The 22,504-nt window shown below is 48.2% G+C and carries 20 protein-coding genes; 4 read left to right on the forward strand and 16 right to left on the reverse strand.

The features are described from left to right. Positions 1-16: 16 nt before the first annotated feature. The 4 genes from fabG to H70357_RS22530 all read right to left on the reverse strand — a co-directional run bounded on the left by fabG (position 17) and on the right by H70357_RS22530 (position 3,542). Positions 17-769, reverse strand: a complete 753-nt coding sequence (gene fabG, locus H70357_RS22510) for a 3-oxoacyl-[acyl-carrier-protein] reductase (protein WP_038594364.1) — start codon at positions 767-769, stop codon at positions 17-19. A 607-nt stretch (positions 770-1,376) separates the two neighbouring features. Then, on the reverse strand, positions 1,377-1,871 hold the full coding sequence (locus tag H70357_RS22520; protein ID WP_038594369.1) for a hypothetical protein: 495 nt from the start codon (positions 1,869-1,871) through the stop codon (positions 1,377-1,379). Between the two features lie 273 nt (positions 1,872-2,144). Then, positions 2,145-2,657 carry a DUF3189 family protein gene (locus H70357_RS22525; RefSeq protein ID WP_038594372.1) on the reverse strand — a complete coding sequence of 171 codons (513 nt, stop codon included), beginning with the start codon at positions 2,655-2,657 and terminating at the stop codon, positions 2,145-2,147. Between the two features lie 426 nt (positions 2,658-3,083). Continuing rightward, a complete protein-coding gene (locus H70357_RS22530) occupies positions 3,084-3,542 on the reverse strand; it encodes a hypothetical protein (RefSeq protein ID WP_038594374.1) in 459 nt (152 codons plus the stop codon). A gap of 209 nt (positions 3,543-3,751) precedes the next feature. On the opposite strand from H70357_RS22530, the gene H70357_RS22535 reads away from it, so the two are divergent. Then, positions 3,752-4,663, forward strand: a complete 912-nt coding sequence (locus tag H70357_RS22535; protein WP_038594377.1) for a LysR family transcriptional regulator — start codon at positions 3,752-3,754, stop codon at positions 4,661-4,663. 137 nt (positions 4,664-4,800) lie between these two features. On the opposite strand, the gene H70357_RS36000 is transcribed toward H70357_RS22535, so the two are convergent. Continuing rightward, positions 4,801-4,959 carry a hypothetical protein gene (locus H70357_RS36000; protein WP_156130926.1) on the reverse strand — a complete coding sequence of 53 codons (159 nt, stop codon included), beginning with the start codon at positions 4,957-4,959 and terminating at the stop codon, positions 4,801-4,803. A gap of 382 nt (positions 4,960-5,341) precedes the next feature. Between H70357_RS36000 and proB the strand changes: the two genes are divergently transcribed. The 3 genes from proB (at position 5,342) to proC (ending at position 8,693) form a co-directional block, all read left to right on the forward strand. After that, the gene (proB, locus tag H70357_RS22540) at positions 5,342-6,445 is read left to right on the forward strand and encodes a glutamate 5-kinase (RefSeq protein WP_038594380.1); all 1,104 of its coding nucleotides are present in this window, start codon (positions 5,342-5,344) and stop codon (positions 6,443-6,445) included. 105 nt (positions 6,446-6,550) lie between these two features. Then, entirely contained in the window at positions 6,551-7,798 is a 1,248-nt protein-coding gene (locus H70357_RS22545) for a glutamate-5-semialdehyde dehydrogenase (protein ID WP_038594383.1), read from the forward strand. Between the two features lie 28 nt (positions 7,799-7,826). Next, positions 7,827-8,693: a pyrroline-5-carboxylate reductase gene (gene proC / locus H70357_RS22550; protein WP_038594385.1), complete on the forward strand. Its 867-nt coding sequence runs from the start codon at positions 7,827-7,829 to the stop codon at positions 8,691-8,693. Between the two features lie 175 nt (positions 8,694-8,868). On the opposite strand, the gene H70357_RS22555 is transcribed toward proC, so the two are convergent. From H70357_RS22555 to dinG, 11 genes are all read right to left on the reverse strand, one after another. Then, positions 8,869-9,633: a DnaD domain-containing protein gene (locus H70357_RS22555; RefSeq protein WP_038594388.1), complete on the reverse strand. Its 765-nt coding sequence runs from the start codon at positions 9,631-9,633 to the stop codon at positions 8,869-8,871. 21 nt (positions 9,634-9,654) lie between these two features. Next, positions 9,655-10,950: an asparagine--tRNA ligase gene (gene asnS, locus H70357_RS22560; RefSeq protein WP_038594390.1), complete on the reverse strand. Its 1,296-nt coding sequence runs from the start codon at positions 10,948-10,950 to the stop codon at positions 9,655-9,657. Positions 10,951-10,971: 21 nt separating this feature from the next. Then, entirely contained in the window at positions 10,972-12,180 is a 1,209-nt protein-coding gene (locus H70357_RS22565) for an acetate/propionate family kinase (RefSeq protein ID WP_038594392.1), read from the reverse strand. After that, positions 12,177-13,049 carry a 3-hydroxyacyl-CoA dehydrogenase family protein gene (locus tag H70357_RS22570; protein WP_038594395.1) on the reverse strand — a complete coding sequence of 291 codons (873 nt, stop codon included), beginning with the start codon at positions 13,047-13,049 and terminating at the stop codon, positions 12,177-12,179. Before H70357_RS22570 ends, H70357_RS22565 begins: the two co-directional genes overlap by 4 nt. A gap of 132 nt (positions 13,050-13,181) precedes the next feature. Next, positions 13,182-14,684 (reverse strand): AAA family ATPase, encoded by a 1,503-nt coding sequence (locus tag H70357_RS22575; RefSeq protein WP_038594398.1) that lies wholly within the window; start codon positions 14,682-14,684, stop codon positions 13,182-13,184. Further along, on the reverse strand, positions 14,677-15,219 hold the full coding sequence (locus H70357_RS22580) for a hypothetical protein (protein WP_038594401.1): 543 nt from the start codon (positions 15,217-15,219) through the stop codon (positions 14,677-14,679). The genes H70357_RS22575 and H70357_RS22580 overlap by 8 nt, the downstream gene beginning before the upstream one ends. A gap of 405 nt (positions 15,220-15,624) precedes the next feature. Continuing rightward, positions 15,625-16,695 carry a hypothetical protein gene (locus tag H70357_RS22585; protein ID WP_038594404.1) on the reverse strand — a complete coding sequence of 357 codons (1,071 nt, stop codon included), beginning with the start codon at positions 16,693-16,695 and terminating at the stop codon, positions 15,625-15,627. A 254-nt stretch (positions 16,696-16,949) separates the two neighbouring features. Continuing rightward, entirely contained in the window at positions 16,950-17,468 is a 519-nt protein-coding gene (locus H70357_RS22590) for a cell wall elongation regulator TseB-like domain-containing protein (protein WP_038594407.1), read from the reverse strand. Positions 17,469-17,529: 61 nt separating this feature from the next. After that, the gene (locus tag H70357_RS22595) at positions 17,530-18,831 is read right to left on the reverse strand and encodes an amidohydrolase (protein WP_038594410.1); all 1,302 of its coding nucleotides are present in this window, start codon (positions 18,829-18,831) and stop codon (positions 17,530-17,532) included. Next, complete coding sequence (locus H70357_RS22600; protein ID WP_269322574.1) at positions 18,818-19,510, reverse strand: redox-sensing transcriptional repressor Rex; 693 nt, start codon at positions 19,508-19,510, stop codon at positions 18,818-18,820. The genes H70357_RS22595 and H70357_RS22600 overlap by 14 nt, the downstream gene beginning before the upstream one ends. Positions 19,511-19,599: 89 nt before the next feature. Further along, positions 19,600-22,461: an ATP-dependent DNA helicase DinG gene (gene dinG, locus H70357_RS22605; RefSeq protein ID WP_038594417.1), complete on the reverse strand. Its 2,862-nt coding sequence runs from the start codon at positions 22,459-22,461 to the stop codon at positions 19,600-19,602. Positions 22,462-22,504 lie beyond the last annotated feature (43 nt).

Raw genomic sequence — 22,504 nt, forward strand, 5'->3', positions numbered from 1 at the left:
TCCGTAAAAAATAATCTTACATCAACATCCCACCATCAACATTTATAACCTGACCGGTAATATATCTAGACCTATCGGAAACCAGAAACAAGACACAGTCAGCCACATCATCAGGAGTTCCATATGATTTGACTGGAATCCTCGACAACATTTCTTTAGATACTTCATCAGAAAGTGTATGAGTCATATCAGTAGAAATATATCCTGGGGCAATAGCATTTACAGTTATACCCCTCTCAGCCAATTCTTTCGCAGCAGTTTTTGTAAGAGCTATCATACCAGCTTTTGAAGCAGAATAGTTTGCCTGTCCAGCATTCCCCATAAGTCCCACTACACTAGCGATATTTACGATTCTACCCGACTTGTTCTTTAACATACGTTTTGAAACATGTTTGATACAGTTAAATGCTCCTGTCAGGTTTATTCCCAATACTAAATCCCAATCCTCCTTTTTCATCATTAACAATCCAGCATCACGTATTACACCCGCATTATTAACTAAAATATCTATTTTATTAAATGTCTTTATCACGGCTTTAACTACCTCTTTTGTTGATTCCTCACTAGATACATCATGCTTTAATCCTAAAGTCTCAATACTATAAGTCTTTGCTATTTCATTTGCAGTCTGTTTTGCTAACTCTTCATTTGTACCCGTTATAACGACTTTCGCCTTCTCTTCTGCCAATCTTTGTGCCATTGCACGACCGAGTCCACGTGTTCCCCCCGTTATTATCGCTACTTTATCCTTTAAACCTAAATCAGCCATAATTAATCTCCTCCTATTTATTCAGTTATGAACCAGTTGATTAATGTTATTTAAAATGAGAACCAATCCTATAGTGGCCGCTAAAATATAAACCAGTAATAACTGATATGATTATGCCTACAAATAAACTCCAAAAAGCAAAGTTAACGATAGCACTCACATTCTTTATATGAGAATCCACTAATACATCAACACTTACGTTCTCTTTATAATACTTAAGCAACTTATTAATTCTGCTTTGCCTACACCTCAATATTTTAAATACAAACTAAATGTAAATATAACTCATCTGGAACATTATGTATGTGACGATAAGGAAAATTATCCCTAACGCAAAGAAAATACCCCACCAATACAGGCAGGGCACGATACCTCCGTTACAACTCTTTTGTCGTTACTAGAAACAATGTGTAAATACTATTCAGCAGAATATTCATCTACACTGAACGTAAGAATCTTATCGAAGATCACATAATCTTTGCGGCTTGTAAACGGGCCCTTGTTATTGTTGTGCTTATCAATGGCATAAGATGCTGTTCCTGAACCGGCTTGCTTATTTTCGTACCATGCAATGAAGGAATTCACTTCTTGCAATACCATGTAGTTGTTAACATTGATACAACGTTGAAGACCCGTCGAGTTCTATACATACTGCATCATCATAAAAATCATATGTGAAAAGATTCTTTGCAGAAAATGGACTTCTCTCCGAATCACAACTTATATCTGTTTCCGGCGCAATCCACGTTTCTATTTGTCCCCCAGTACATTTTTTAGTCCCATTATCTAATGGGCCGGTGTATATCAATACATTAATTCTAGGTGGTCTTTCTTCCCCTCTATAGATTCCCGATCTCCACCCCTTTGTAGTTACTTTATAGCTTATAGTAACCTGAGTATTTACGGGAATATTATCATCGTCACTAACAATCCTTTTAATTGTAACATTTGTATCCTCAAAGACAGCTAACAGGGTACCATCATTTGATACCCAGTTTACATCTCCAAATACGAATTCTTTTGTTATTAACGATTTTTCAATTATGCATACAGCACTATGCAATTCACCAGTAGTACTTAAAGCTTTTTGAATATAAGACATTGGGTTCATTGCTCCTTTTTTTCTTATCTTAATTTCATTTTATTGTTTCGCCAAAATAAATAAATATTCACGAACACATTTTAGGATAATTCAGGAATCCTATGGCCGCCGTATAAACAGTGGTAACGATATTTTTGATATGATTGAGCATTCCCCCTGCTCCCTTCCTCAACGTAAAAACCCCCGGAGAGCGTCCGAGGGCAAAATAAAAGACACGCCTATTGAGACGTGCCTTTGCTGCGCAGTATGGTCCTTATGAATTTTGGAAAATTATTACTTATAGCTTTCATTTGCTAAAATAATAACTTGTTCCTCATTGGAGGACTTCCCTATTTGTTTCGTATTTTCAACCAATCGAAAAATATTATCACAACATTGCTTAGCACCCATTACTAATAAAGGAACACCAATAAAATCAATTTTTAATCCTCTTGAGAAGAACCCTCCGATTGACATCGGGATAGGCACCGTGGGTGAAGTATTAGAGAATATTATTTTTTCTTTAAAATGATGTTTACTTTCAAGTAATAAGCTTAAGTCTCTTAATGCTGGGACTACAAGTTTTGATGACTTCCTACCGATTGTATAAACGGAGTCTCCATTTTCATCAATTCCGTGAAAAATAATCTTACCAAAATCATTTTTCGTCAACTTATTGAAAAATTTAACATTCAATATTTCCTCAGTAGTTAATTTTCTCTCAGACTGAGTAATTTGTTTTAAATGATAAGCTGCTGCCAAAGCTGTTGTATGTGTCCCACCATAATCATTATAGATATAAATCATAATATCATCCTTCATATTTTTTCTATTATGATTATATCCATTTTTTTATGATGTAATTCGTTTAATTAATTTTAAACCCTAATTACACAGTATGGTCCTACTTCCCTTCATAATACCCTATTTAATTAAATAGACATTGTTATACTCTTCATATTCAATTTTTTTCATTTGTAAAATTCATTCCTTCTAACTGTGTGTGACATTGCAATTAGTTGATAGGGTTTCACCTTCATTACAATTCATTTTAGTCATAAACCTATCATCGTATGATCTCTGAGGGCAAAATAAAAACGCCTTAAATCGGCGCTGTGCAGGTTTGCTTCTCACTAAGTTGATTCTTTCAACTTTTCTTTTGGTTCCGGTTCTTCTTTAGGTTGTATCGCGGCCAACATTTCACCGACTGCATGATCAACCTTCTGCAAGATCTCAAGTTGTCGCCCTGGATAGAGACTGCATATCCACACGAAATGGAGCTTCGTCGAATTCTGTATGCCCTGCAGCTATACCATGAGTGTTTATTTGGGTAACGTCATTGCCGCTTCCGATTAACATCGAAACAAAGGAACCAAACTGACCATAAACAGTCTCTGCAACCAATCCACGCGCTGTAAGTGCAGCACGGACTGTATTCCATGCATCGGTTGAAATCCCTATGCCTTTAGAGGTAAATCTAACCTGCTCTAAAGGATTTGTTTTTTCTTGTGCTACTATCCCACCTTCAGGTGGATAGATTAGCTCCGATTTCGAGTTGTTGATGTCGTGGACGGCTTGCCGAGCGAATTCCTCAAAAGCCGCTGTTCGTATCCGTCCACCGCTAAATAGGTTCTCAACGGTATTCTTGCTTTTCTCCAGCTCAGTTTGTATATCTCTTTCGTCACGCAGCATGACGTTAGCTACATACTCAGTTAATTCTATGATCCTGATAGGTTAGGCCTATAAGCTAATGATTTGACCGGACAAGTAAATAGCACATCATGTACTTTCGCAGAGTATTGTAGAATACACCTTCTTCTGGCCAGGTACCCAACCTATATTAAGCAGACTTACTATAGGTTATACTTATAAGCAATCATGTTCATTCAAGGAGCTTACTAATGGAACTAAGACAATTACAATATGCACTGCAAATCGCGGCGGAACGGAACTTCTCCCGTGCTGCGGATAAACTGCATATCGCCCAGCCCTCGCTCAGCCAGCAGTTGTCCAAGCTGGAGAAAGAGCTTGGGGTCATGCTGTTTCAGCGCAATACTAGCTCGGTAGAGCTTACCCATGCCGGGCACAAGTTTGTGGAACAGGCAGGAGCGATTATCGACGCCGTGGAGCTGCTGCGCCAGGAAATGTCTGATATTTCCCAGCTTCGTACGGGAAGCGTGGTGGTAGGCAGCATGCCGATCACCGGAGCACATCTGCTGCCCCATGTACTACCTGTGTTCAAGCGGAAATATGCCGATGTGGAAATTACACTGCTTGAGGATTCTTCAATGAATCTTGAGAAACTGACTGCAAGCGGCCAGACTGATCTCAGCCTGCTTTCGCTCCCGCTGGAAATCCCCACTCTTGCTTACGAGGTGCTTGGTGAAGAACGGATTGATCTGGCCGTGCCGCCGGAGCATCCTTTGGCTTCCCGAAGCACAAAGGGTACACGCACCTCTCTCGAAGAATTAAAGGATGAGCCGTTCATCGTGCTTAAAGAAGGCCAGGGGTTCCGCAAAATGACGGTGGAGCTATGCCGCGAAGCCGGATTTGAGCCGCGCATTGTGTTTGAAAGCAACAATATGGAGACGGTTCAATCCCTCGTAGCTACCGGAATGGGCGTTACACTCGTGCCACACTTTATCGCCCGTGCCCCGCGCAGCGAATTTGTGCCCGTCTATCTGCCGCTGGCCGAACCTGTGCCAAGCCGCACCCTGGTGATCGCGTACCGCAGGGGCCGCTATTTGTCCAAAGCCGCAGAAGCCTTCATCGGCACTTTCAAAGCAACCGTTGCCGGTCTCACGGATGAGTAGTACAGAACAAAATGATTATTGTGTCGCCTGTAATTAAAAATGCCCTTTCGGCTCCGGCAAAGGAAACGAAAGGGCATTTTTTGTATTCAAGTATGAATAAGATCCTATCTTCAAGTCAGCTCAATACGAGCCACCCGCTATTTGCGCAAATTATGCTGGGTTATCAAACGGTTCTGATCATCCGTCATACGGGCTGTGCTCTCATCGAACGGTCCCTTTGTTCTAGAATCACCGGCTTTTTCCTCTACAAATTCCCGAATGGCCTTATTCTGAAAATTCTCGCGGAGGATAAACATAATATTTGGAACTCCAGCCATTCCCGAAAAATATTAGTTCGTTCTCCCTTTGCAAACCGCACTTTGCCGTGGTATTCTAAATGTCAAATAGTGAAACGTGCAGACGGGACCAGTAAGAAAATGTCTCTATCCGCGAGCAGAGAGTAAATTCCGGCAGGCTGAGAGAATTTACCGCGGTTGTCATTTCTGAATCCTACCCCCGAGCGGCCTGCCCCTGCAGGACGGAAACTCCCGTTATGAGAATGAAGTCGGATGAACCCTCATCAATGAAGGTGGTACCGCGGAAGTAATCAATGCTTTCGTCCTTTGCTAAGTCTTAGGATGGGGGCTTTTTGTCGTTTTCCGGGCTATCTATATTATTTTGTGAAGGAAGTGAAGAACAATGACGACACGAATCGTAGTCAAAATCGGCAGCAGCTCACTTACCGGTCCGGAGGGCGGGTTAAACCGCTCCGCCGTGGCCTTCTTCGCTGCCGAGATTGCCGCACTCCGGCAGGCTGGCTGCGAGGTCCTGCTAGTAACCTCCGGCGCTGTAGCGGCCGGATTCCGCGGCATCGGCTACCCGTCCCGTCCGAAGCTTCTGCATGAGAAGCAGGCAGCGGCGGCGGTTGGACAGGTCCTGCTGATGCAGGCGTACCAGGAAGCCTTCGCGCAGCATGGAATACCAACTGCACAGATCCTGCTGACCCGCACCGATTTCTGCAGCAGGCGGGCGATGAACAACGCCTTAATGACGGTGGAAGAGCTGCTCCGCCAGGGTGCCGTACCGGTATTTAATGAGAACGACACCGTGTCTGTCGACGAGCTGAAATTCGGCGACAACGACACTCTCTCCGCTCTAGTTGCCAACCTGCTGAAGGCAACGCGTCTGCTCGTCCTCACGGATATGGACGGATTATACAGTGGAGACCCGCGCAAGCATCCTGATGCCGTTCGTTACCGGCAAGTGGAGGAAATTACGCCGGAGATTTATGCTATCGCGGGCGGTGCAGGTTCAAGTGTAGGGACAGGCGGCATGCGCTCGAAAATTGATGCCGCCAAGATTGCAACCCGCGGCGGAGTGCCGGTATTTATCGGCAGAGCCACCGAACCCGGCGATCTGGAGCTGGCAGCAACAGGCGACGGCAAAGGTACGTATTTTGCCACCACGCTCTCTTCTCTGCCCGTCAAAAAACAGTGGCTCGGCTTCATGTCCACGCCGCTCGGTTCCCTCTATGTGGACGACGGAGCCGTTGAAGCACTGCTTCACGGGGGCCACAGTCTGCTTCCCGTAGGGGTCAAGCGGATCGAAGGAAGCTTCCACTCCGGCGACGTTGTAGAAGTACTCGGTCCAGACGCCATGCTGCTGGGACGGGGCATTGTGAATTATGATGACGCCCAGCTCCGCAGCATTCAGGGGCTTCCCAGCCGTGAGATTGTGCCGAAGCTGGGCGAAGTACACAGGCTTGAGGTCATCCACCGTGATGAATGGATTACTTTACGGTAACATCCGGGTTGATGATTGACCCTAAGTAAGTCAACAATATGTTGATTCAGACTTAATAAAAGACGTTTCGTACGATTGGCTAATAAAACTTTAGGAGGAACGGATATGAGTGAAGTCGTGAATAAAGCCACATTGGCCAAAGAAACTACCGGTGTACTGGCAAGCCTGACTACCGGTCAAAAAAATGAAGCGCTGCTTGTAATGGCGGAGGCCCTGCGCCGCGAAGCACAAGCCATAATTGCCGCTAACGGCGAAGATCTGGAACGCGGCCGGCTGGCCGGCACTCCAGAGTCGATGCTTGACCGGCTGGCCCTTGATGTCGGACGGATCAACAGCATCGCAGAAGGTCTGCAGCAAATCTCCGTTCTGCCCGATCCTATCGGCGACACGCTGGAAACCATCAACCGTCCGAACGGTCTCTCCATTGAGAAAATCCGCGTACCTCTCGGCGTGATCGGGATTATATACGAAGCCCGTCCCAATGTTACCGTAGATGCGGCCGGTCTCTGCCTTAAGACAGGCAATGCCGTAGTTTTGCGGGGCGGCTCTTCCGCCCTGTCCTCGAACCGCAAAATTGTTGAAGTGCTGCATGCCGCGTTGGCACAAACCGCGGTGCCGCCTGGTGCACTGCAGCTGATTGAGGACCCAAACCGTTCCTCCGTCGATGAGATGCTCAAACTTAACGGGCTGCTGGATGTCATTATCCCGCGCGGCGGAAGTTCATTGATCCAGAATGTTGTGCTCAACGCTACTGTTCCGGTAATTGAAACAGGTGCGGGTATATGCCATACTTATCTCGACGCAAGCGCCCGTCCTGATATGGCAGAGCAAATCAGCCTGAACGCCAAAGCCCAGCGCCCGTCCGTATGCAATTCCATGGAGACGCTGCTCGTTCATCGCGACTATGCCGTACAATATTTACCTTCCCTTGCGGAATCCTTCCGCACAGCTTCTGTAGAATTACGCGGTTGTCCGGAAACGGTTGCCCTTGTACCTTGGGCACTGCCGGTTACTGCAGAGGATTATGCGACAGAATACAATGATTATATTCTTAACGTCCGGATAGTCAGCGGACTGGATGAAGCGCTGCGGCATATCGCCGAGTTCAGCACCAAACATTCCGAGTGTATTGTAACCGAAGAAACTGAACATGCAGCCCGCTTCCTGCAGGAAGTGGACGCAGCAGCTGTATACCATAATGCTTCGACCCGTTTCACAGACGGATTTGAATTTGGATTCGGCGCCGAAATCGGAATTAGCACCCAGAAGCTGCACGCCCGCGGCCCGATGGGCCTGCCCGCGCTCACTTCATGCAAATATAAAATATATGGCTCCGGCCAAATCCGGAGTTAGTACAAAGAACAAGGGGGACTTTTTAGCTATGTGTCAGCAACCCGCAATTCCACTAATCAATCATAAAATTGTTTTTTATGGCGCAGGCTCAATGTCAGAAGCAATTGTCCGGGGCATGATTGCCCGCAATGTCATTGATTCCAACAATATCGTTATGCTGAACCGCAGCAGCAACGAGCGTTTGGCTGAGCTGCGCAGCCGTTACGGCGTGCTTGGCTGCAATGATCCGGAACAAAAAATGGAACATCTGCGGACAGCTCCAGTCATAGTCCTGGCGATGAAGCCCAAGGACGCTGCCGAAGCGCTGCGCGTATTAGGACCTGTGCTCTCACCGGATCAGCTGGTGATCTCCGTAATTGCCGGTTTGACCGTCCGCACGATTCATGGCCTGTTAGGCACCCCTCAGCCTGTTGTGCGTACGATGCCCAACACTTCCAGTTCCATTGGCCTTGGAGCGACGGGAATTGTGTATTCCAAAGAAGTTAATGAAGAAGGACGCCGTACGGCGCTCAACATCTTTGAATCCGTTGGTATTACGGCTGTGATTGAGGAAGAACGAATGGAGACCTTAACCGGAATTTCCGGCAGCGGTCCGGCTTATATCTATTACATGATGGAAGCGATGATCGCTGCCGGCATCCGCGGCGGACTTCCACCGCAGCAAAGCACTGAGCTGACCGTGCAGACTGTCCTCGGCGCTGCGCGCATGGTGCAGCAGACAGGTGAGGAACCGGCAGCACTGCGCAAGAAGGTCACTTCCCCAAACGGCTCAACGCAAGCAGCCATTGAGGTGCTCGAAAAGGCCGATTTCTTCGAATCGGTCATAGCCGCAGTTAACCGCTGTGCAGAACGCTCACGCGAGATGGGTGTTGCGCTGGAGAAGGAACTGTCCTAAACTCCAGCCTGTGCAACTCAGGATCGCACAGAAGCCCGCAGCCACTTCCTCACGGAATGGCGCGGGCTTCTTATTATTCAGCTTTTCGAACCTCATCCTCGCTTCGATTGTTGCAAACAACAAAAAAGAACCCTGCTGCTTTATTCCCAGCAACAGGGTTCTTCCGTTTGTGCCGCTATCTTCCACCACTGCGGAACTTCTGTGTATAGTTCTTAACATCCTCGGCGTTTTTCACACGGTTGCGGGCCCATTCCAGCAAAATGCGGTCAATATAGCGGAAATGAACCTTCCCGGCGAATACCGATTCCTTTAAGGCAAGCAGAATCAGCTCTTCCGGGTACCGGTCCTGATCCACCCAGCCGGAGATTGTTTCACATTCCATCGGAGAGAGTGGACGGCCGAATTCCTTCTCGAAGATACTGAACAGACTGCGGCTCTCCTCAGCGGCCTTGCCGGGTACAGCGACAGCCGTTCTGCCGTATCCCCCGTCCAGAACGGGAAAACCGGTAGTAAAGCGGGCTGCCTCCCGTGAAGGAGCCGTGCCAGCGTTCTTATCCTCTGAAGCCTCTTTCGCAGCTTCAGCCAGATAAGCACCAAGCTTTGTATACATTCCAGAGAAGTTGTAGCGCTCATAATGGATATCTCTCAGCTCATCATTATCTTCGTCGATGCTGATAAACCCTTCCTTCATGAGCTTCTGCAGTTCTCCCGCTATGACAGCGATACTTCGGCCTGTTACAGCTTGCAGTTCCTCCAGCGAAGGAAAGTCGATCCCCTCTACCTGCCGGAACGACAGAAGGTGAATCAGCAGCATCGCCTCACTGCCGCTGAGATTCAGCTTCCGGTAATGCTTCAAGAGTGCATAAGGAATGATGGCCATTCCGTTCTGAAGACCAGCAGCCATTCCTTCGCCCCATGTACTCCATCCTTTGCCGTCCATGCACCAGCCCCCTTTATGCCCTTACGGGTAGAGACGGTACAGCGTACGAGGGAACGGTATCGTTTCTCGCACATGATCTAGACCACAAATCCAGGCCACTGTGCGTTCGAGTCCAAGACCGAAGCCGGAGTGCGGCACTGAACCGTAGGTGCGCAGATCCATGTACCATTTATAGCTATCCATCGAAAGATTATGTTCTTTGAAACGTTCCTCCAGCAATGCCGGATCGTCGATCCGCTGCGATCCGCCGATAATCTCCCCGTAACCTTCCGGAGCAATCATATCCGCACAGAGTACAACTTCAGGACGCTCAGGATGCGGCTTCATGTAGAAAGCCTTGAACGAAGCCGGATAATGCGTAATAAAGACAGGTTTGTCATTGGCTTCAGCAATTGCAGTTTCATGCGGCGCACCAAAATCGTCGCCCCAGGCAATTTCATGACCATTATCGTTCAGGAACTTAATCGCATCATCATAAGTAATACGCGGGAACGGCGCTTTGATATTCTCCAGCTTGGAGACATCGCGGCCTACCGCTTCCAGCTCAGCACGACAGTTGGTCAGTACCGATTGTACGATAAAGCTGATGAATTCTTCCTGAACTTTCAGACTTTCTTCGTGATCCGTGAAAGCCATCTCCGGCTCGATCATCCAGAACTCGATCAAGTGGCGGCGGGTCTTTGATTTCTCAGCACGGAAGGTAGGACCGAAGGAATACACGCGGCCCAGCGCCATTGCTGCAGCTTCCATGTAAAGCTGGCCACTCTGCGTCAAATAGGCATCCTCATCAAAATATTTCGTGTGGAACAGGTTGGTGGTGCCCTCAGCCGATGTCGGTGTCAGGATCGGCGGATCCACCTTAGTGAACCCGTTCTGATTAAAGAACTGCTGAATAGCGCGGATAATCTCTGCACGGATCACCAGTACGGCCCGCTGCTTCGCGGAGCGGAGCCAGAGATGACGATGATCCATCAGGAAATCGATGCCATGCTCCTTCGGTGTGATCGGGTAGTTCTCTGTAAGATGCAGAACCTCGATGCCCGTTACGGTCATCTCATATCCCGATTGAGCGCGCGGCTCTTCGCGGATAATACCGGTCACATACAAGGAACTTTCCTGGGTAAGGCTTTTGGCATCATCCCAGACCTGCTCAGGCACTTCGGATTTTACTACAACCCCCTGGATATAGCCTGTACCATCCCGGAGCTGCAGGAATTGAATTTTGCCGCTGGAGCGCTTGTTGTTTACCCAACAGCCGATAACAACACTCTCTCCGACATGTTCATTAACACGTTTAATTACACTCTTGTTTGCCATGCCTACGATCTCTCCTCTAGTTTAGCCGTTAACCCCTTGCACAATACGATAGGTATCGCGTGCAATAACAAGCTCTTCGTTCGTCGGTACTATAAGCACCTGCACCTTGGAATCAACTGTAGAGATGCGGCGCGGATCACCGGAACGAACCTTATTGGCTTCTGTATCCAGTTCGATTCCGAGGAACGTAAGCTGATTCAGCACTTTTTCGCGCAACAGGGATGCATTCTCACCCACGCCGGCAGTGAACACGATAACATCCACACCGTTCATGGCTGCTGCGTAAGAACCGATGTATTTGCGCAGACGGTATTCATACATTTCAAAAGCAAGCGTAGAGTTAGGCTCGCCTTTTTCTGCACCATCAATAATATCACGCATGTCACTGCTGATGCCAGAAATAGCCAGCAATCCACTATGTTTGTTGAGCATGGAATTCACTTCGCCTACGGACAGCTCTTCCTTGTTCATCACATAAGGAACGATTGCCGGGTCAAGATCACCGCTGCGTGTTCCCATCATCAGACCTTCCAGTGGTGTCATCCCCATGGAAGTATCAATAGAGACTCCGCCTTTAACCGCAGTAACACTGGCACCATTACCGATGTGACAAGTAATAATCTTCAGATCCTCGAGCGGACGGTCGAGATATTCCGCTGCAGCTTTGCTGACAAAATCATGCGAGGTGCCGTGTGCCCCGTAGCGGCGGACTTTGTATTTGTTGTAAAGCACTCTTGGGATAGCGTACATATAAGCCTTCTCAGGCATCGTTTGGTGGAAGGCTGTATCAAACACAACAACCTGCGGAACGCCGGGCATATTCTTTTCTGTAGCCGTAATCCCCATCACAGCAGCCGGGTTGTGCAGTGGAGCAAGGTCGAACAATTGACGGATCTTCGACTTGGCATCGCCATCAACCAATGAGGATTCCTTGAAGAATTCTCCCCCGTGAACTACACGGTGACCTACGGCATTAATTTCTTCGATCGAACTGATTACGCCATGCTCGCTGTCTGTCAGGCAAGCCAGAACCTTGCGGATGGCGGTATTGTGTTCCAGAATTTCACTGACTTCAGTGACTTCCGGTTTGCCTGTTGGCTTATGGTTCAGAATGGAAGAATCCATCCCGATGCGTTCTACCAGCCCTTTGGCCAATACAGATTCATCTGTCATATTATACAGCTGATATTTCAAAGAAGAACTTCCTGAGTTAATTACTAATACGTTCATACACGGTCACCATCCTTGTCATACTTGAAGAAGCCTTCGCCCGATTTCATGCCCAGTTGTCCCGCACGCACCATCTTCTTAAGAATAGTCGATGGACGGTATTTCAGTTCCCCATACTCACGGAACATGTTATCCAGTGCGGCAAGAATCGAATCCAGACCGAAACGGTCAGCCATTTCAAGCGGTCCATACTGGAACTGATAACCGATGCGCATTGCGTCGTCAATATCCTCTGGGGAAGCGACACCTTCCTGCAGAACATGCATAGCTTCGTTAATGAACAAGCAAATGAGGCGCGAAGTAACAAATCCTGGGGATTCATAAATCATTACGCCTTTTTTCTCAACGACTTCGTCAACAAAAGCTTTGGTATCTTCAAAGGTACTGTCAGATGTCTTCAGTCCACGTACAATCTCCACAAGATCCACCTTACCTACCGGATGTATGAAATGCATGCCGATTACGCGTTCCGGGTACATTGTAGAGCTGGCAAGCTCCGTCAAGCTGAGCGTTGACGTGTTGCTGGCAAGAATAATGTGGCTCGGACACACTTGGTCGAGCTGATTAAATACTTTTTGCTTAGCTTCCAGATCTTCCGTAATTGTTTCGATGACCATATCACACGAGCTGAGCTCGGCGAAATGTGTCACTTTTTGGATGCGGCTAAGAATCAGTTTCTTTTCTGCTTGGGTAATCGCCCATTTCTCCAATTGCTTATCAAGACTTGTCTCGATCATTTCGTAGGAGTATTCCAGTCTTTCTGTGTTTTTCTCCACCAGCATTACATCAAGACCCTTGGCTGCCAGCATTTCAGCAATCCCTTGTCCCATTGTGCCACCGCCGATGACACCTATTTTTTTAAAATTCATAAAAAAGTCTCCATCCTTTCAGGTATCTATACTTTTGTATTGTACCTTGTCTGTCGTAAAAAATATGTAGCCCGACATATAATAATATCTTAGCATGTCTGAAAAGTAAAAAAAAATAACCGGCATAAAGAATTATGCCGGTAAAAGGACACTGTCACGAAATTGACAACGAAATTGCTCTCCGGAGAGGACTTCTTCCTTCATTAAAATGTCAAGAGAGTAATCAAATACATTTCTTTGCTTCTGGAGCAGGTCACGGGTACGAACCATGAGCTCATCCAGAATCTTGCTATTTTCCTTCATCAGCTCTTCTGTAGTTACCATTTCCAGGTTGGCGATCCCAAGTGACGTGAGTCCCGACTTCATCATGGTCTCGACAATATTCAGTGCCTGATCGAAATCGCCGCGTGAACCTGTGCTGCGGCCCCCATAATACATCTCCTCGGAAGCTGCTCCGCCAAGCGCGATCATAATCTGATTCTCCAGATAATCCTTGGTATACAAATACTGCTCGGTTTGCGGGTTGTGACGTACATAACCAAGTGCTTGTCCACGCGGAGTCAAGGTAACTTGGCTGACGCTGCCCGGACGCAGCAGCTCCGCCATAATAGCATGTCCAAGCTCATGGATGGCCACCCGCTGTTTCTCTTCATGATTGGTTTCACGGTCAGTCTTCTCGCCCATCATCACCTTATCGATCGCCATCGCCAGATGGCGCTGCTCGACTTCGGTCAGATTCTCGCGCATCATATAAATCGCCGCTTCGTTCATGACGCTCTCCAGCTGTGCACCGGAGAAACCGTAGGCTTCCTCGGCGATCTTGTCTAAATTCACCTCAGCATGCAGCGGCTTATTCTTGGCATGCAGATCGAGGATTGATTTGCGGCCCTTCTTGTCAGGCATATCCACCTGGATATGACGGTCAAAGCGGCCGGGACGCAGCAGCGCTGAATCCAGCATCTCCTTGCGGTTTGTTGCCGCAACAAGCAGAATGCGCGGTGTATCATTGTTATAGATCCCGTCCATCTCGGTCAGCAGCTGGTTAAGCGTCTGATCGTATTCACGCTGCTGGCCGCCTTCGCGTTTGCCGCCGATAACATCAATTTCATCAATAAAGATAATAGCGCTTTGCTTATTCTCTTTCACTGCACGGGTACGGGCATCCTTGAACAAGTCACGGACACGTCCGGCACCGACACCGACGTACATTTCCACGAATTCACTGCCTGAAGCGGCAACGAACACAGAATTGGTATAATGAGCCGCAGCCTTGGCCATCAGCGTCTTACCGGTTCCCGGAGGGCCTGTAAGCAAGATCCCTTTAAGCGGACGAATCCCGAATTTGCTGATTTCTTCATGCCGGATCAGGAAATCAAGCGCTTCCCGCAACTCCTGCTTCGCGTTATCCTGGCCGCCGATTTCTTCAAAGGTAAGTTTGGAAGGGCCATTCTTCTTACGTTTCTTGTCCCCGCCCGCATTCACTGTCAACCCGCCGCGCAAATGGGCGATCACCAGGAGTGCACAAACCATACCGGCTGCTATGATTACAGGAATAATGTTAATGCCCACAAAAGCCATAAATATCAGCAGGACCGGAACAAATCCGGCTACAATCTCTTTCCACCACTTAGGCATTGTTCCACACTCCCATCGTTGCCGCTGCACGCGGTAAGATGATGAACTTGCTCTCTTCACCGTTGCTAAGGCTAACATAGACGTTGTTGTCATCAATTTCAGTTGTTGCTGTCACATTCTTGTATTCCTGGAATTGCTCTTTCAATCCATCTAGTTTAGCAGGTATTAGTGTATACTTTTTGCTTTCCATTGCTTCTGCTACTGAGAACATCGCTTTATCCCAATATTCGTCCAGCAATTTACTGGAGTGCTGATCAACGTCCAGCTTAAGCGCCCGGCCATTAATGGCTGACTTGCCTTCAGTGTTCACGTATTGCACCAGCTCGCGCAATTTCGTGCCAGGTTTCAAATCCAGTTTCAAGGTTACCTCATTGCGGTTAATAGTAATATGTGAATGATTAACACCTTCATAAGCCGATACTATCTTATCAAGCGGCTCATGGACCGCAAATTGACGATAAGCATAAAAGCTGCCAAAGAGCAGTGCAGCAGACAACAGAGACGTTAGCAGTACAGGCACAAGACGCAGTTTCAAGAAACGTCCTCCTCTCAAGTTGACCAAACCTAAATATATGATTTGCAATAAATAGCGTGTCTAGCGCTCATCCGAGACTGACATGCTCTTAAGCATGTCTTAATACAAGTAGAAGTATATCACAGGTGTATATACGATTTCGCACGAAAGTGTGAATATATTTAAAATTTTTGATACTAATTTCTGGGTATTCTCTTCGATCCTTGCTCCTTTATCGGCAAAAAAGACCTGAATGATTAATCCATTCAGGCCCTTTTCTATTCTACTGATGTATTAATTTCTCCTGACATCGATATTGCTATTTGTATATACTTCGTTATGTACTCCCTATCATCAATAATAGAGAAACCACATACACCGTTAACGTTAAAGAATCCATGCCCTTCCCCCATCATCAACTAATTATTATCTACTGCTTGTTACATTTTTTACAATTTTCTCGCCTTTCAGGAGTTCAGCCAGTGTGTAATATCTTGCACCCATGGCGTTCTTCTCCGGTTTGGGTCGATGCTGCAGCAGAATAAGGTCAGTCCGGCTAAGATCATAGAAACGGTACATTTCGCCTGGATGATTAAATCCATAGCCCCCCTGAATTCTCTCCGTTATGTAATTCTTGATTCTGGCAGCCAGCTCATGCTGAATCCCCTCAAGAACCGCATCCAGCGATGGTGTGAATGGATCAAGAACTACGATATCATCAATTTTGTACAGGCATTGCATTTCTCCGCCCCCGCCGGAACGAAAAGTGATAAATAATGGCGTTTTGTAAATATAACCTTTGGCACTATTCGGACAGGCGTGAATACAATGTTTATTCGTCAACTCATGCGTTTTACCAGCTGCAACGGATAATACCTCTACTTCATAATACTTCATGCCCTTCGCCACCCCATGAATAAAATCAATATATTGTTTGGCTATGATGGTATCCTCGCCCGATTTCTTTTCGCTTATAATCATTTCATTGATCAGTTCGACGATATCCGTCCATTGCAGACTTAAGAATTGACAGCCTGTATCATGAATCAGCTTGTATTTGGTTAAGGTGACGCCATAGACAGGCACATCCGCATCATGGGGAAAATTGTTCGGATCCAAATAGGCGGCAAGCTGGCCGCTCACTTCCTGAGCTTTTGCATACAGCCCTGCGCTCTTTGCTTCGATCACAATAACCAGTTTTTTGCGGTTTCCCTGGAACAAGGACAAGGTAATATCGCGCCTTATTTTATGTACTCCTGCCGCAAGCATTTCTGCGTCCACCTGAACAAAATCATAATCTTCTTTGAAAGCCGGTGTGTCTACATTGTTCCGGCGGTTTAACTCTTTTAGCAGCAACCGGATCAACTTGGGATACCTTGAAAAAAGGTAGGCAAGCCCTTTCGTCTGTTTGGTTTCCGCATCCCCGTTTATCAAATCAAAAAAGGTAGAATGGTAGTCCGTTCTGCCCTCCTGGTAAAGCCTCATCATCGTTTTCAAACGTATCTCTCCACCTGTTCAAGGAATATGTAATTAATCCTCAGAATCACTGTTTCATTCCAATGATAATATAAATTTCACAAAATGTCAGAGTAAAAAAACCGCCTATCGCTCCTATAGTTCTAAAATCCCCCCCCCCGCTGCTTTTGCCTCTAGGCTGTGCTTTAGTTTAACTTATTAGCAATATTATGCAAAAAAAGCGGACAAGCGCTGTCCGCTTTGTCCGCTTTTTATTTGTTATTGCAAGCCTGCCTCTACTTGCTCGGCAAAGTATATCCATCACCGATTGCTGTACCATCCGCAAAACGAAAGAACTTGTAATAATAACGTCCTTCCTGCTTGTAAAAAAGCTGCCAGGCGTATTCTCCATTGTATACACCCGGAAGCAGCCGTTTAATATCGATCCCGGGCAACTGGGAGGCTATAATGGAGCGGATTTGCTTCTCCGAGGTTCCTTTGGCCAGCTCTTCCGCATAGACTCCGTTATCACCGCCGGCCGGCTTGCCGTCCACGGTGAACCGTACCCACACCATCAGATCCGTACCGGCTTTATTTTTCCCGGTCAGCACCCAGTACACCGAATTTTCGTCCCATACCGATTTCTGCGCCTTGGACACCTCAGTAAGTCCCGCCCGGGTCTTGGCAACTTCTTTGGCCGCGCTGCGTTCATTCCATTGGTCCTTCATGATATAGGCATAAAATTGGCTTAGACCGAACAAAATGAGCAGAAACAGAGCGATCCCCAGCAGAAGCCATTTTTTCCTTTTCCTCAAAATGCAGCTTCCTTTCCTTAATATATGAAACGTCATAAAACCAACTGCGGCGGCAGTCGAATTAACGCTTCAGCAGCCCTTCAAAAGTTTCTTGCGCCTTGCGGCGGATTTCTTCCTCGTCCACTGTCAGGCACTGACCATGCTTCACAACCTGCTTGCCGTTCACCCAGACATGCTCGACATCCTTGGCACTAGCCGAATACACGGCGTGGGAGAGCAAGTCGCTATGCGGCAGTAGATGAGGCTGGTCAATATCAATTGCAATAAAGTCAGCCTTCATCCCGGCTGCAAGGCGGCCCGCCTGGTTCAGGAAGATTGACTCCGCCCCGTATTGCGTGGCCATCAGCAGCGCTTCCGGTGCCGGAACTGCGGTAGGATCACCGCTTACTCCCTTATGGATCAATGCTGCAAGCCGCATTTCCTCGAACATATCGAGATTATTATTGCTTGCCGCCCCGTCCGTACCGAGCGAAACTTTGACTCCCGCTCTCAGCAGCTCAGGCACCCGTGCAACCCCGCTGGCAAGCTTCAGGTTACTTCCCGGGTTATGGGATACACCCACCTTGTGGCGGGCGAGAATTTCGATCTCCTCATCGTTCAGGTGGACACCATGGGCGATTAAGGACGGGCGGGTGAACATGCCCAGCTTCTCCAGGTGCGCTACAGGACGCAGGCCGTAATCAGCGGCATTCTGCTCCACTTCACGCAGCGTTTCTGACATATGCGTATGCATCGGCAGGTCCAGGTCATGTGCCGCCTGCACAAACCGCATGAAAAAGTCCGGAGGACAAGTATACGGGGCATGCGGTGAAATCATGGTGGTAATTCTGCCGTCAGCCTTGCCGTGCCAGTTGCGGGCGAACGCAACAGCTTCCGCAAGCTTCTGATTCTGCACTTCTTCAGGACATAGACCAATAACACCGCGCATCAGCACCGCACGGATGCCGGAGTGTTCGACCACCTCGGCCACCCGGTCCATGTGATCATACATATCCAAAAAGGTGGTTGTGCCGCCTTTCAGCATCTCCAAAACGGATAAGGAAGTACCCCAGTAGACATCATCTCCGGTAAACTTCTCCTCCATCGGCCACATTTTCTCCTGCAGCCAGGCTTGAAGGACCATATCATCCCCGTAGCCGCGCAGCAGCGACATCGCAGCATGGCCATGGGTATTGACCAGACCCGGCATGAACAGCAGCCGGCTGCCGTCGAGCGTCACTGTGCCTTCTTCAATAACGGGCTTCTCTTCCCCTATGTATGTGATCAAATCATTTTCTATAGTCATATAACCGCTCAGGACCGGCTTCTCGCTTCCGGGAACCAGAAAACGTCCGTTTGCAATTATCATCTTATTGCTGCTCATCTGTAATTCCTTCCTTTCCATCATGTAAATAATACGCCAGACTTTGCAGGTCAGTCGTAAAGTCAGCAGCATGAATCCGGATGGTTGAAGGTGTCTTCAGAATGACCGGTGCAAAATTCAGGATCGCCTCAATGCCCGATTCTACCAGAATATCAGCCACATTCTGTGCTTCGCTGTCCGGTACAGTGATGATCCCGATCCGGATTCCCTGATCACGGATGGTCTGACCCAGCTCCTCCATCGGCTGAACCGTAAGAGAGTTGATCTTTTGTCCAATCTTGGGAGCGTAAGAATCAAATACAGCAGTGATTTTCATAGTGTCCTTCAGATAAGCATTGTAATTGGACAAGGCATGACCGAGGTTACCGGCACCTACCAGAGCCACATTGATTTGTTGATCCAGCTTCAGAATATGACGGATCTTTTCGATGAGATAAGACACGTCATATCCAATGCCTTTTCTGCCGAAATCACCAAAATAGGCCAGATCCTTACGAATCTGCGCCGGATTAAGGTCCAGCTTCTGCCCGAGTTCCTGAGAAGAAACGGTTGAGATTTCACGCTTTTGGAGATCGTTCAGGAAACGCAGGTACACTGGGAGTCTGCGAACGACGGCCTCCGATATTTTATCCGATTTCATGTTTTCTCCTCCTAATTTAGAATTGCACTGACGCGATATCGTATGACAACCACGTGCAGTGCCCGCTCCGCGAACGGGACACAGCCTATGGTACAAAGAGATGAAAAAAATTTATAAACGATGACAGATTAGGAAACGCCGCCCTCTTCAAGCCATTCCGCTATCCGCGGAACCATCTGATCGGTAAGCATGTGCTCCATCTTCGGACCAGGGAGTGAATACAGGAAGTACTTCCCGTAATAAGCTTCGATGACCCTGGTATCATATACAATAACAATTCCCCGGTCCTGCGCTGTGCGAACCAATCGTCCAAAACCCTGTTTGAACCGGATCACTGCCTGTGGAACAGACATTTTCATAAAAGGATTCTTCTTCTGGGCCTGCAGAAGCTCCGCCTTTGCCTCGGCCAGCGGATGATTCGGCGGCTGAAACGGCAGCCTTACAATCGCAAGACAGGTCAGCGCCTCGCCAGGGATGTCGACTCCTTCCCAGAAACTGCTCGTTCCAAGCAATACCGATGCAGAGCTGTCCTGAAAACGCCGGATCAGCTTGCTGCGGCTGCCTCCTTCCACACCCTGGCCCAGAACCGTAATGTCCTGGGAAGCCAAGGCCTCTTTCAGCGGATCATAAACCTGGCGCAGCATTTTGTAGGAGGTGAACAGCACCAGCATCCGCCCCTTGGTCGCCGCCGCCGCTTCAGCCAGCGAATGCACCAGCTTGTCTACAAAACGCGCATCGCCTACGCTGCCCTTAACACTGGGGAAATCGCGCGGGATGACAAGCAGCGCCTGTTCACGGTACTTGAACGGTGAAGGCAGCAGTGCTGTCATGAGACGCCCTTGTTCAGAGGCTTCAGAAAGACCAAGGTTGTCAATCATGAACTGAAAGGACTTGTCGACCGATAACGTGGCCGAGGTCAGCACAATGCTCTTCTTCTTGTCGAAGAACAGATCCTTGAGCTGGCTGCTTACATCGACAGGCACGGCGTAGAGCTGAAGCGACTTGCCCCGGTAGTTGCCGCTCCCTTCCATCCAGTACACGATATTATCGTCACTGAGACCCATAAAGAAGCGGATTTGTTCCCGGATGGATGCCAAATCCTTGAACAAGCCTCCGATATCGGTCACCAGGCTGTCCGAAGACGACTGACTCTCTGTATCGCGCATCTCGCTAAGCATTTTGTCACCTCTGCGGATGATGTCGCTCAAGGCTAAGTGCAGCGTATTCTCCAGCGCCGCCAGCTCTTCCCAATCTTTGGGCTTGCTGCCGGGAAGCAGGCGTGTGACCAGCTGGCCGGCTTCACCTGCCGCTGCATCGCTGCGTTCGGGCAATAGGCCGAACAGCTTGTCGCTCAGTGTATCCCAAGTTTCCTTTACAGTAAGCAGGTCGGGATAGATTTTATCGATTACGCCGCTCCACTCCGAAGCCTGCTCACTGCCCGAGGACTGCAGAGTCTGGCGCAGTGCCGGCAGCTGGCCGCTGCGGCTGTCTTTATACAGCCTTGTAAGCGTATGAGCTACCGTGAAATACTTCATTTGCATGCCCAAATGCTTGCCGGCCACATCCTCCAAATGATGGGCCTCGTCAATGACAAGATGCTCATAAGCCGGAAGCAGCTGGTGCCCGGCCTTGACGTCTGCGAACAGCTTGGAGTGATTGGTAATGACCACATCGGCAATCCCTGCTTCATGTTTGGCCCGGTGGTAGTAGCATTTGCGGAACCACGGACAGGAACGGCCCAGACAGGAATCGGTATCACTGGCTACCGTCTCCCAGAAATCCCCGCCGCGACCGCTCAAATTCAGCTCCTCATCGTCACCCGATTCCGTCTGGGTCAGCCATACGATCATTTGCGCTGCCGTAAGTGCTTCTTCCCGGGGACTTACGAAGTCCTTTTTATTTATTTTATGTTCAAACTTGCGCAGACACAAATAGTGCCCTCTCCCCTTGAATATCGCAGCCTTAAACGGGAAAGGCACAACACTGGTCAGAAGCGGGATATCGCGTTCGCGCAGCTGATCCTGAAGGTTGATGGTATGGGTGCTGACCATAACCTTCTGCCCGGTACGTACGCTCTGATAAATGGCCGGCAGCAGATAACCGAGCGATTTGCCGGTACCGGTGCCTGCCTCGATCAGCAGATGCTTGTCCTCCTGAAGGGCCGTATTCACTTCGCCAATCATGATCTCCTGGGCTTCCCGGCTTTCATATTGCGGAAGCGTATCCTTAAGCCGTTTGGTTACCTCGGCCATATAATCCTCAAAGGATACATTCTCCACAGGATTGCCAACACCTTCTTCTCTTGGAGGCGCCAGCTCAGTCCAGTCGCCTACAGCCAGTGCAAGCTGACGGTAAAAATTCAGCTCCCCTTCCGGCTGAAAGGTCTCCATCTCGCGCTCCCGCAGCAGGCCGTCAAAATACCAGGCCAAATCACTGTCTTCATCGGCAAACAGCTCGTTAAGCCGCTGAATGGTCAGCAGAGGCAAACTATACAGCTCTTCGAGACATTTAAGCAACACAATTGCTGTAGCTTCTGCGTCACTGTCCGCCTGGTGCGGACGGTCATGCGTGATGCCAAAATGGTTACTTACCGCACCCAGCTGATAGGTCGTTAGGGACGGAAAGCATATTTTCAGGAAATCGATCGTATCCAGAATCCGTCCCTGAAACGGCAAATAACCGCAGCGGTCTAAAGCATTCTGCAAAAAATGGAAATCAAAAGCAACATTATGTCCAACAAGCACTACATCGTCAAGCAGCGGGACGAGCTCCATCATCATCTCATCCAGCTCTGGCGCATCCTTCACATCTTCATCGGTGATGCCGGTCAAGCCCGTAATAAAAGGAGGAATCGGTGTTCCGGGCTTGACGTAAGAACCATACACCCGGGAGATGGACCGGTCTTCTTCTATAATGGCAAGGCCAACCTGGATGATCTCACCCACAGATTGGGTTCCCGTAGTTTCAAAATCAAGCACGGCAAATTTCATTATAAGTTCTATTCCCTTTCACTTGAGACTCTTTATCAGCATA

The sequence above is a fragment of the Paenibacillus sp. FSL H7-0357 genome, assembly GCF_000758525.1.
In the GTDB taxonomy this organism is placed as follows: Bacteria; Bacillota; Bacilli; order Paenibacillales; family Paenibacillaceae; genus Paenibacillus_AQ.

Coding starts and splice junctions, on each gene's coding strand:
- H70357_RS22595 (WP_038594410.1), bottom strand. CDS start 18,831: ATGAGCAGCAATAAGATGATAATTGCAAACGGACGTTTTCTGGTTCCC.
- H70357_RS22570 (WP_038594395.1), bottom strand. CDS start 13,049: ATGAATTTTAAAAAAATAGGTGTCATCGGCGGTGGCACAATGGGACAA.
- H70357_RS22555 (WP_038594388.1), bottom strand. CDS start 9,633: ATGGACGGCAAAGGATGGAGTACATGGGGCGAAGGAATGGCTGCTGGT.
- H70357_RS22520 (WP_038594369.1), bottom strand. CDS start 1,871: ATGTCTTATATTCAAAAAGCTTTAAGTACTACTGGTGAATTGCATAGT.
- H70357_RS22525 (WP_038594372.1), bottom strand. CDS start 2,657: ATGATTTATATCTATAATGATTATGGTGGGACACATACAACAGCTTTG.
- H70357_RS22575 (WP_038594398.1), bottom strand. CDS start 14,684: ATGCCTAAGTGGTGGAAAGAGATTGTAGCCGGATTTGTTCCGGTCCTG.
- H70357_RS22535 (WP_038594377.1), top strand. CDS start 3,752: ATGGAACTAAGACAATTACAATATGCACTGCAAATCGCGGCGGAACGG.
- H70357_RS36000 (WP_156130926.1), bottom strand. CDS start 4,959: ATGTTTATCCTCCGCGAGAATTTTCAGAATAAGGCCATTCGGGAATTT.
- asnS (WP_038594390.1), bottom strand. CDS start 10,950: ATGGCAAACAAGAGTGTAATTAAACGTGTTAATGAACATGTCGGAGAG.
- proB (WP_038594380.1), top strand. CDS start 5,342: ATGACGACACGAATCGTAGTCAAAATCGGCAGCAGCTCACTTACCGGT.
- dinG (WP_038594417.1), bottom strand. CDS start 22,461: ATGAAATTTGCCGTGCTTGATTTTGAAACTACGGGAACCCAATCTGTG.
- H70357_RS22545 (WP_038594383.1), top strand. CDS start 6,551: ATGAGTGAAGTCGTGAATAAAGCCACATTGGCCAAAGAAACTACCGGT.
- H70357_RS22565 (WP_038594392.1), bottom strand. CDS start 12,180: ATGAACGTATTAGTAATTAACTCAGGAAGTTCTTCTTTGAAATATCAG.
- H70357_RS22530 (WP_038594374.1), bottom strand. CDS start 3,542: ATGCTGCGTGACGAAAGAGATATACAAACTGAGCTGGAGAAAAGCAAG.
- proC (WP_038594385.1), top strand. CDS start 7,827: ATGTGTCAGCAACCCGCAATTCCACTAATCAATCATAAAATTGTTTTT.
- fabG (WP_038594364.1), bottom strand. CDS start 769: ATGGCTGATTTAGGTTTAAAGGATAAAGTAGCGATAATAACGGGGGGA.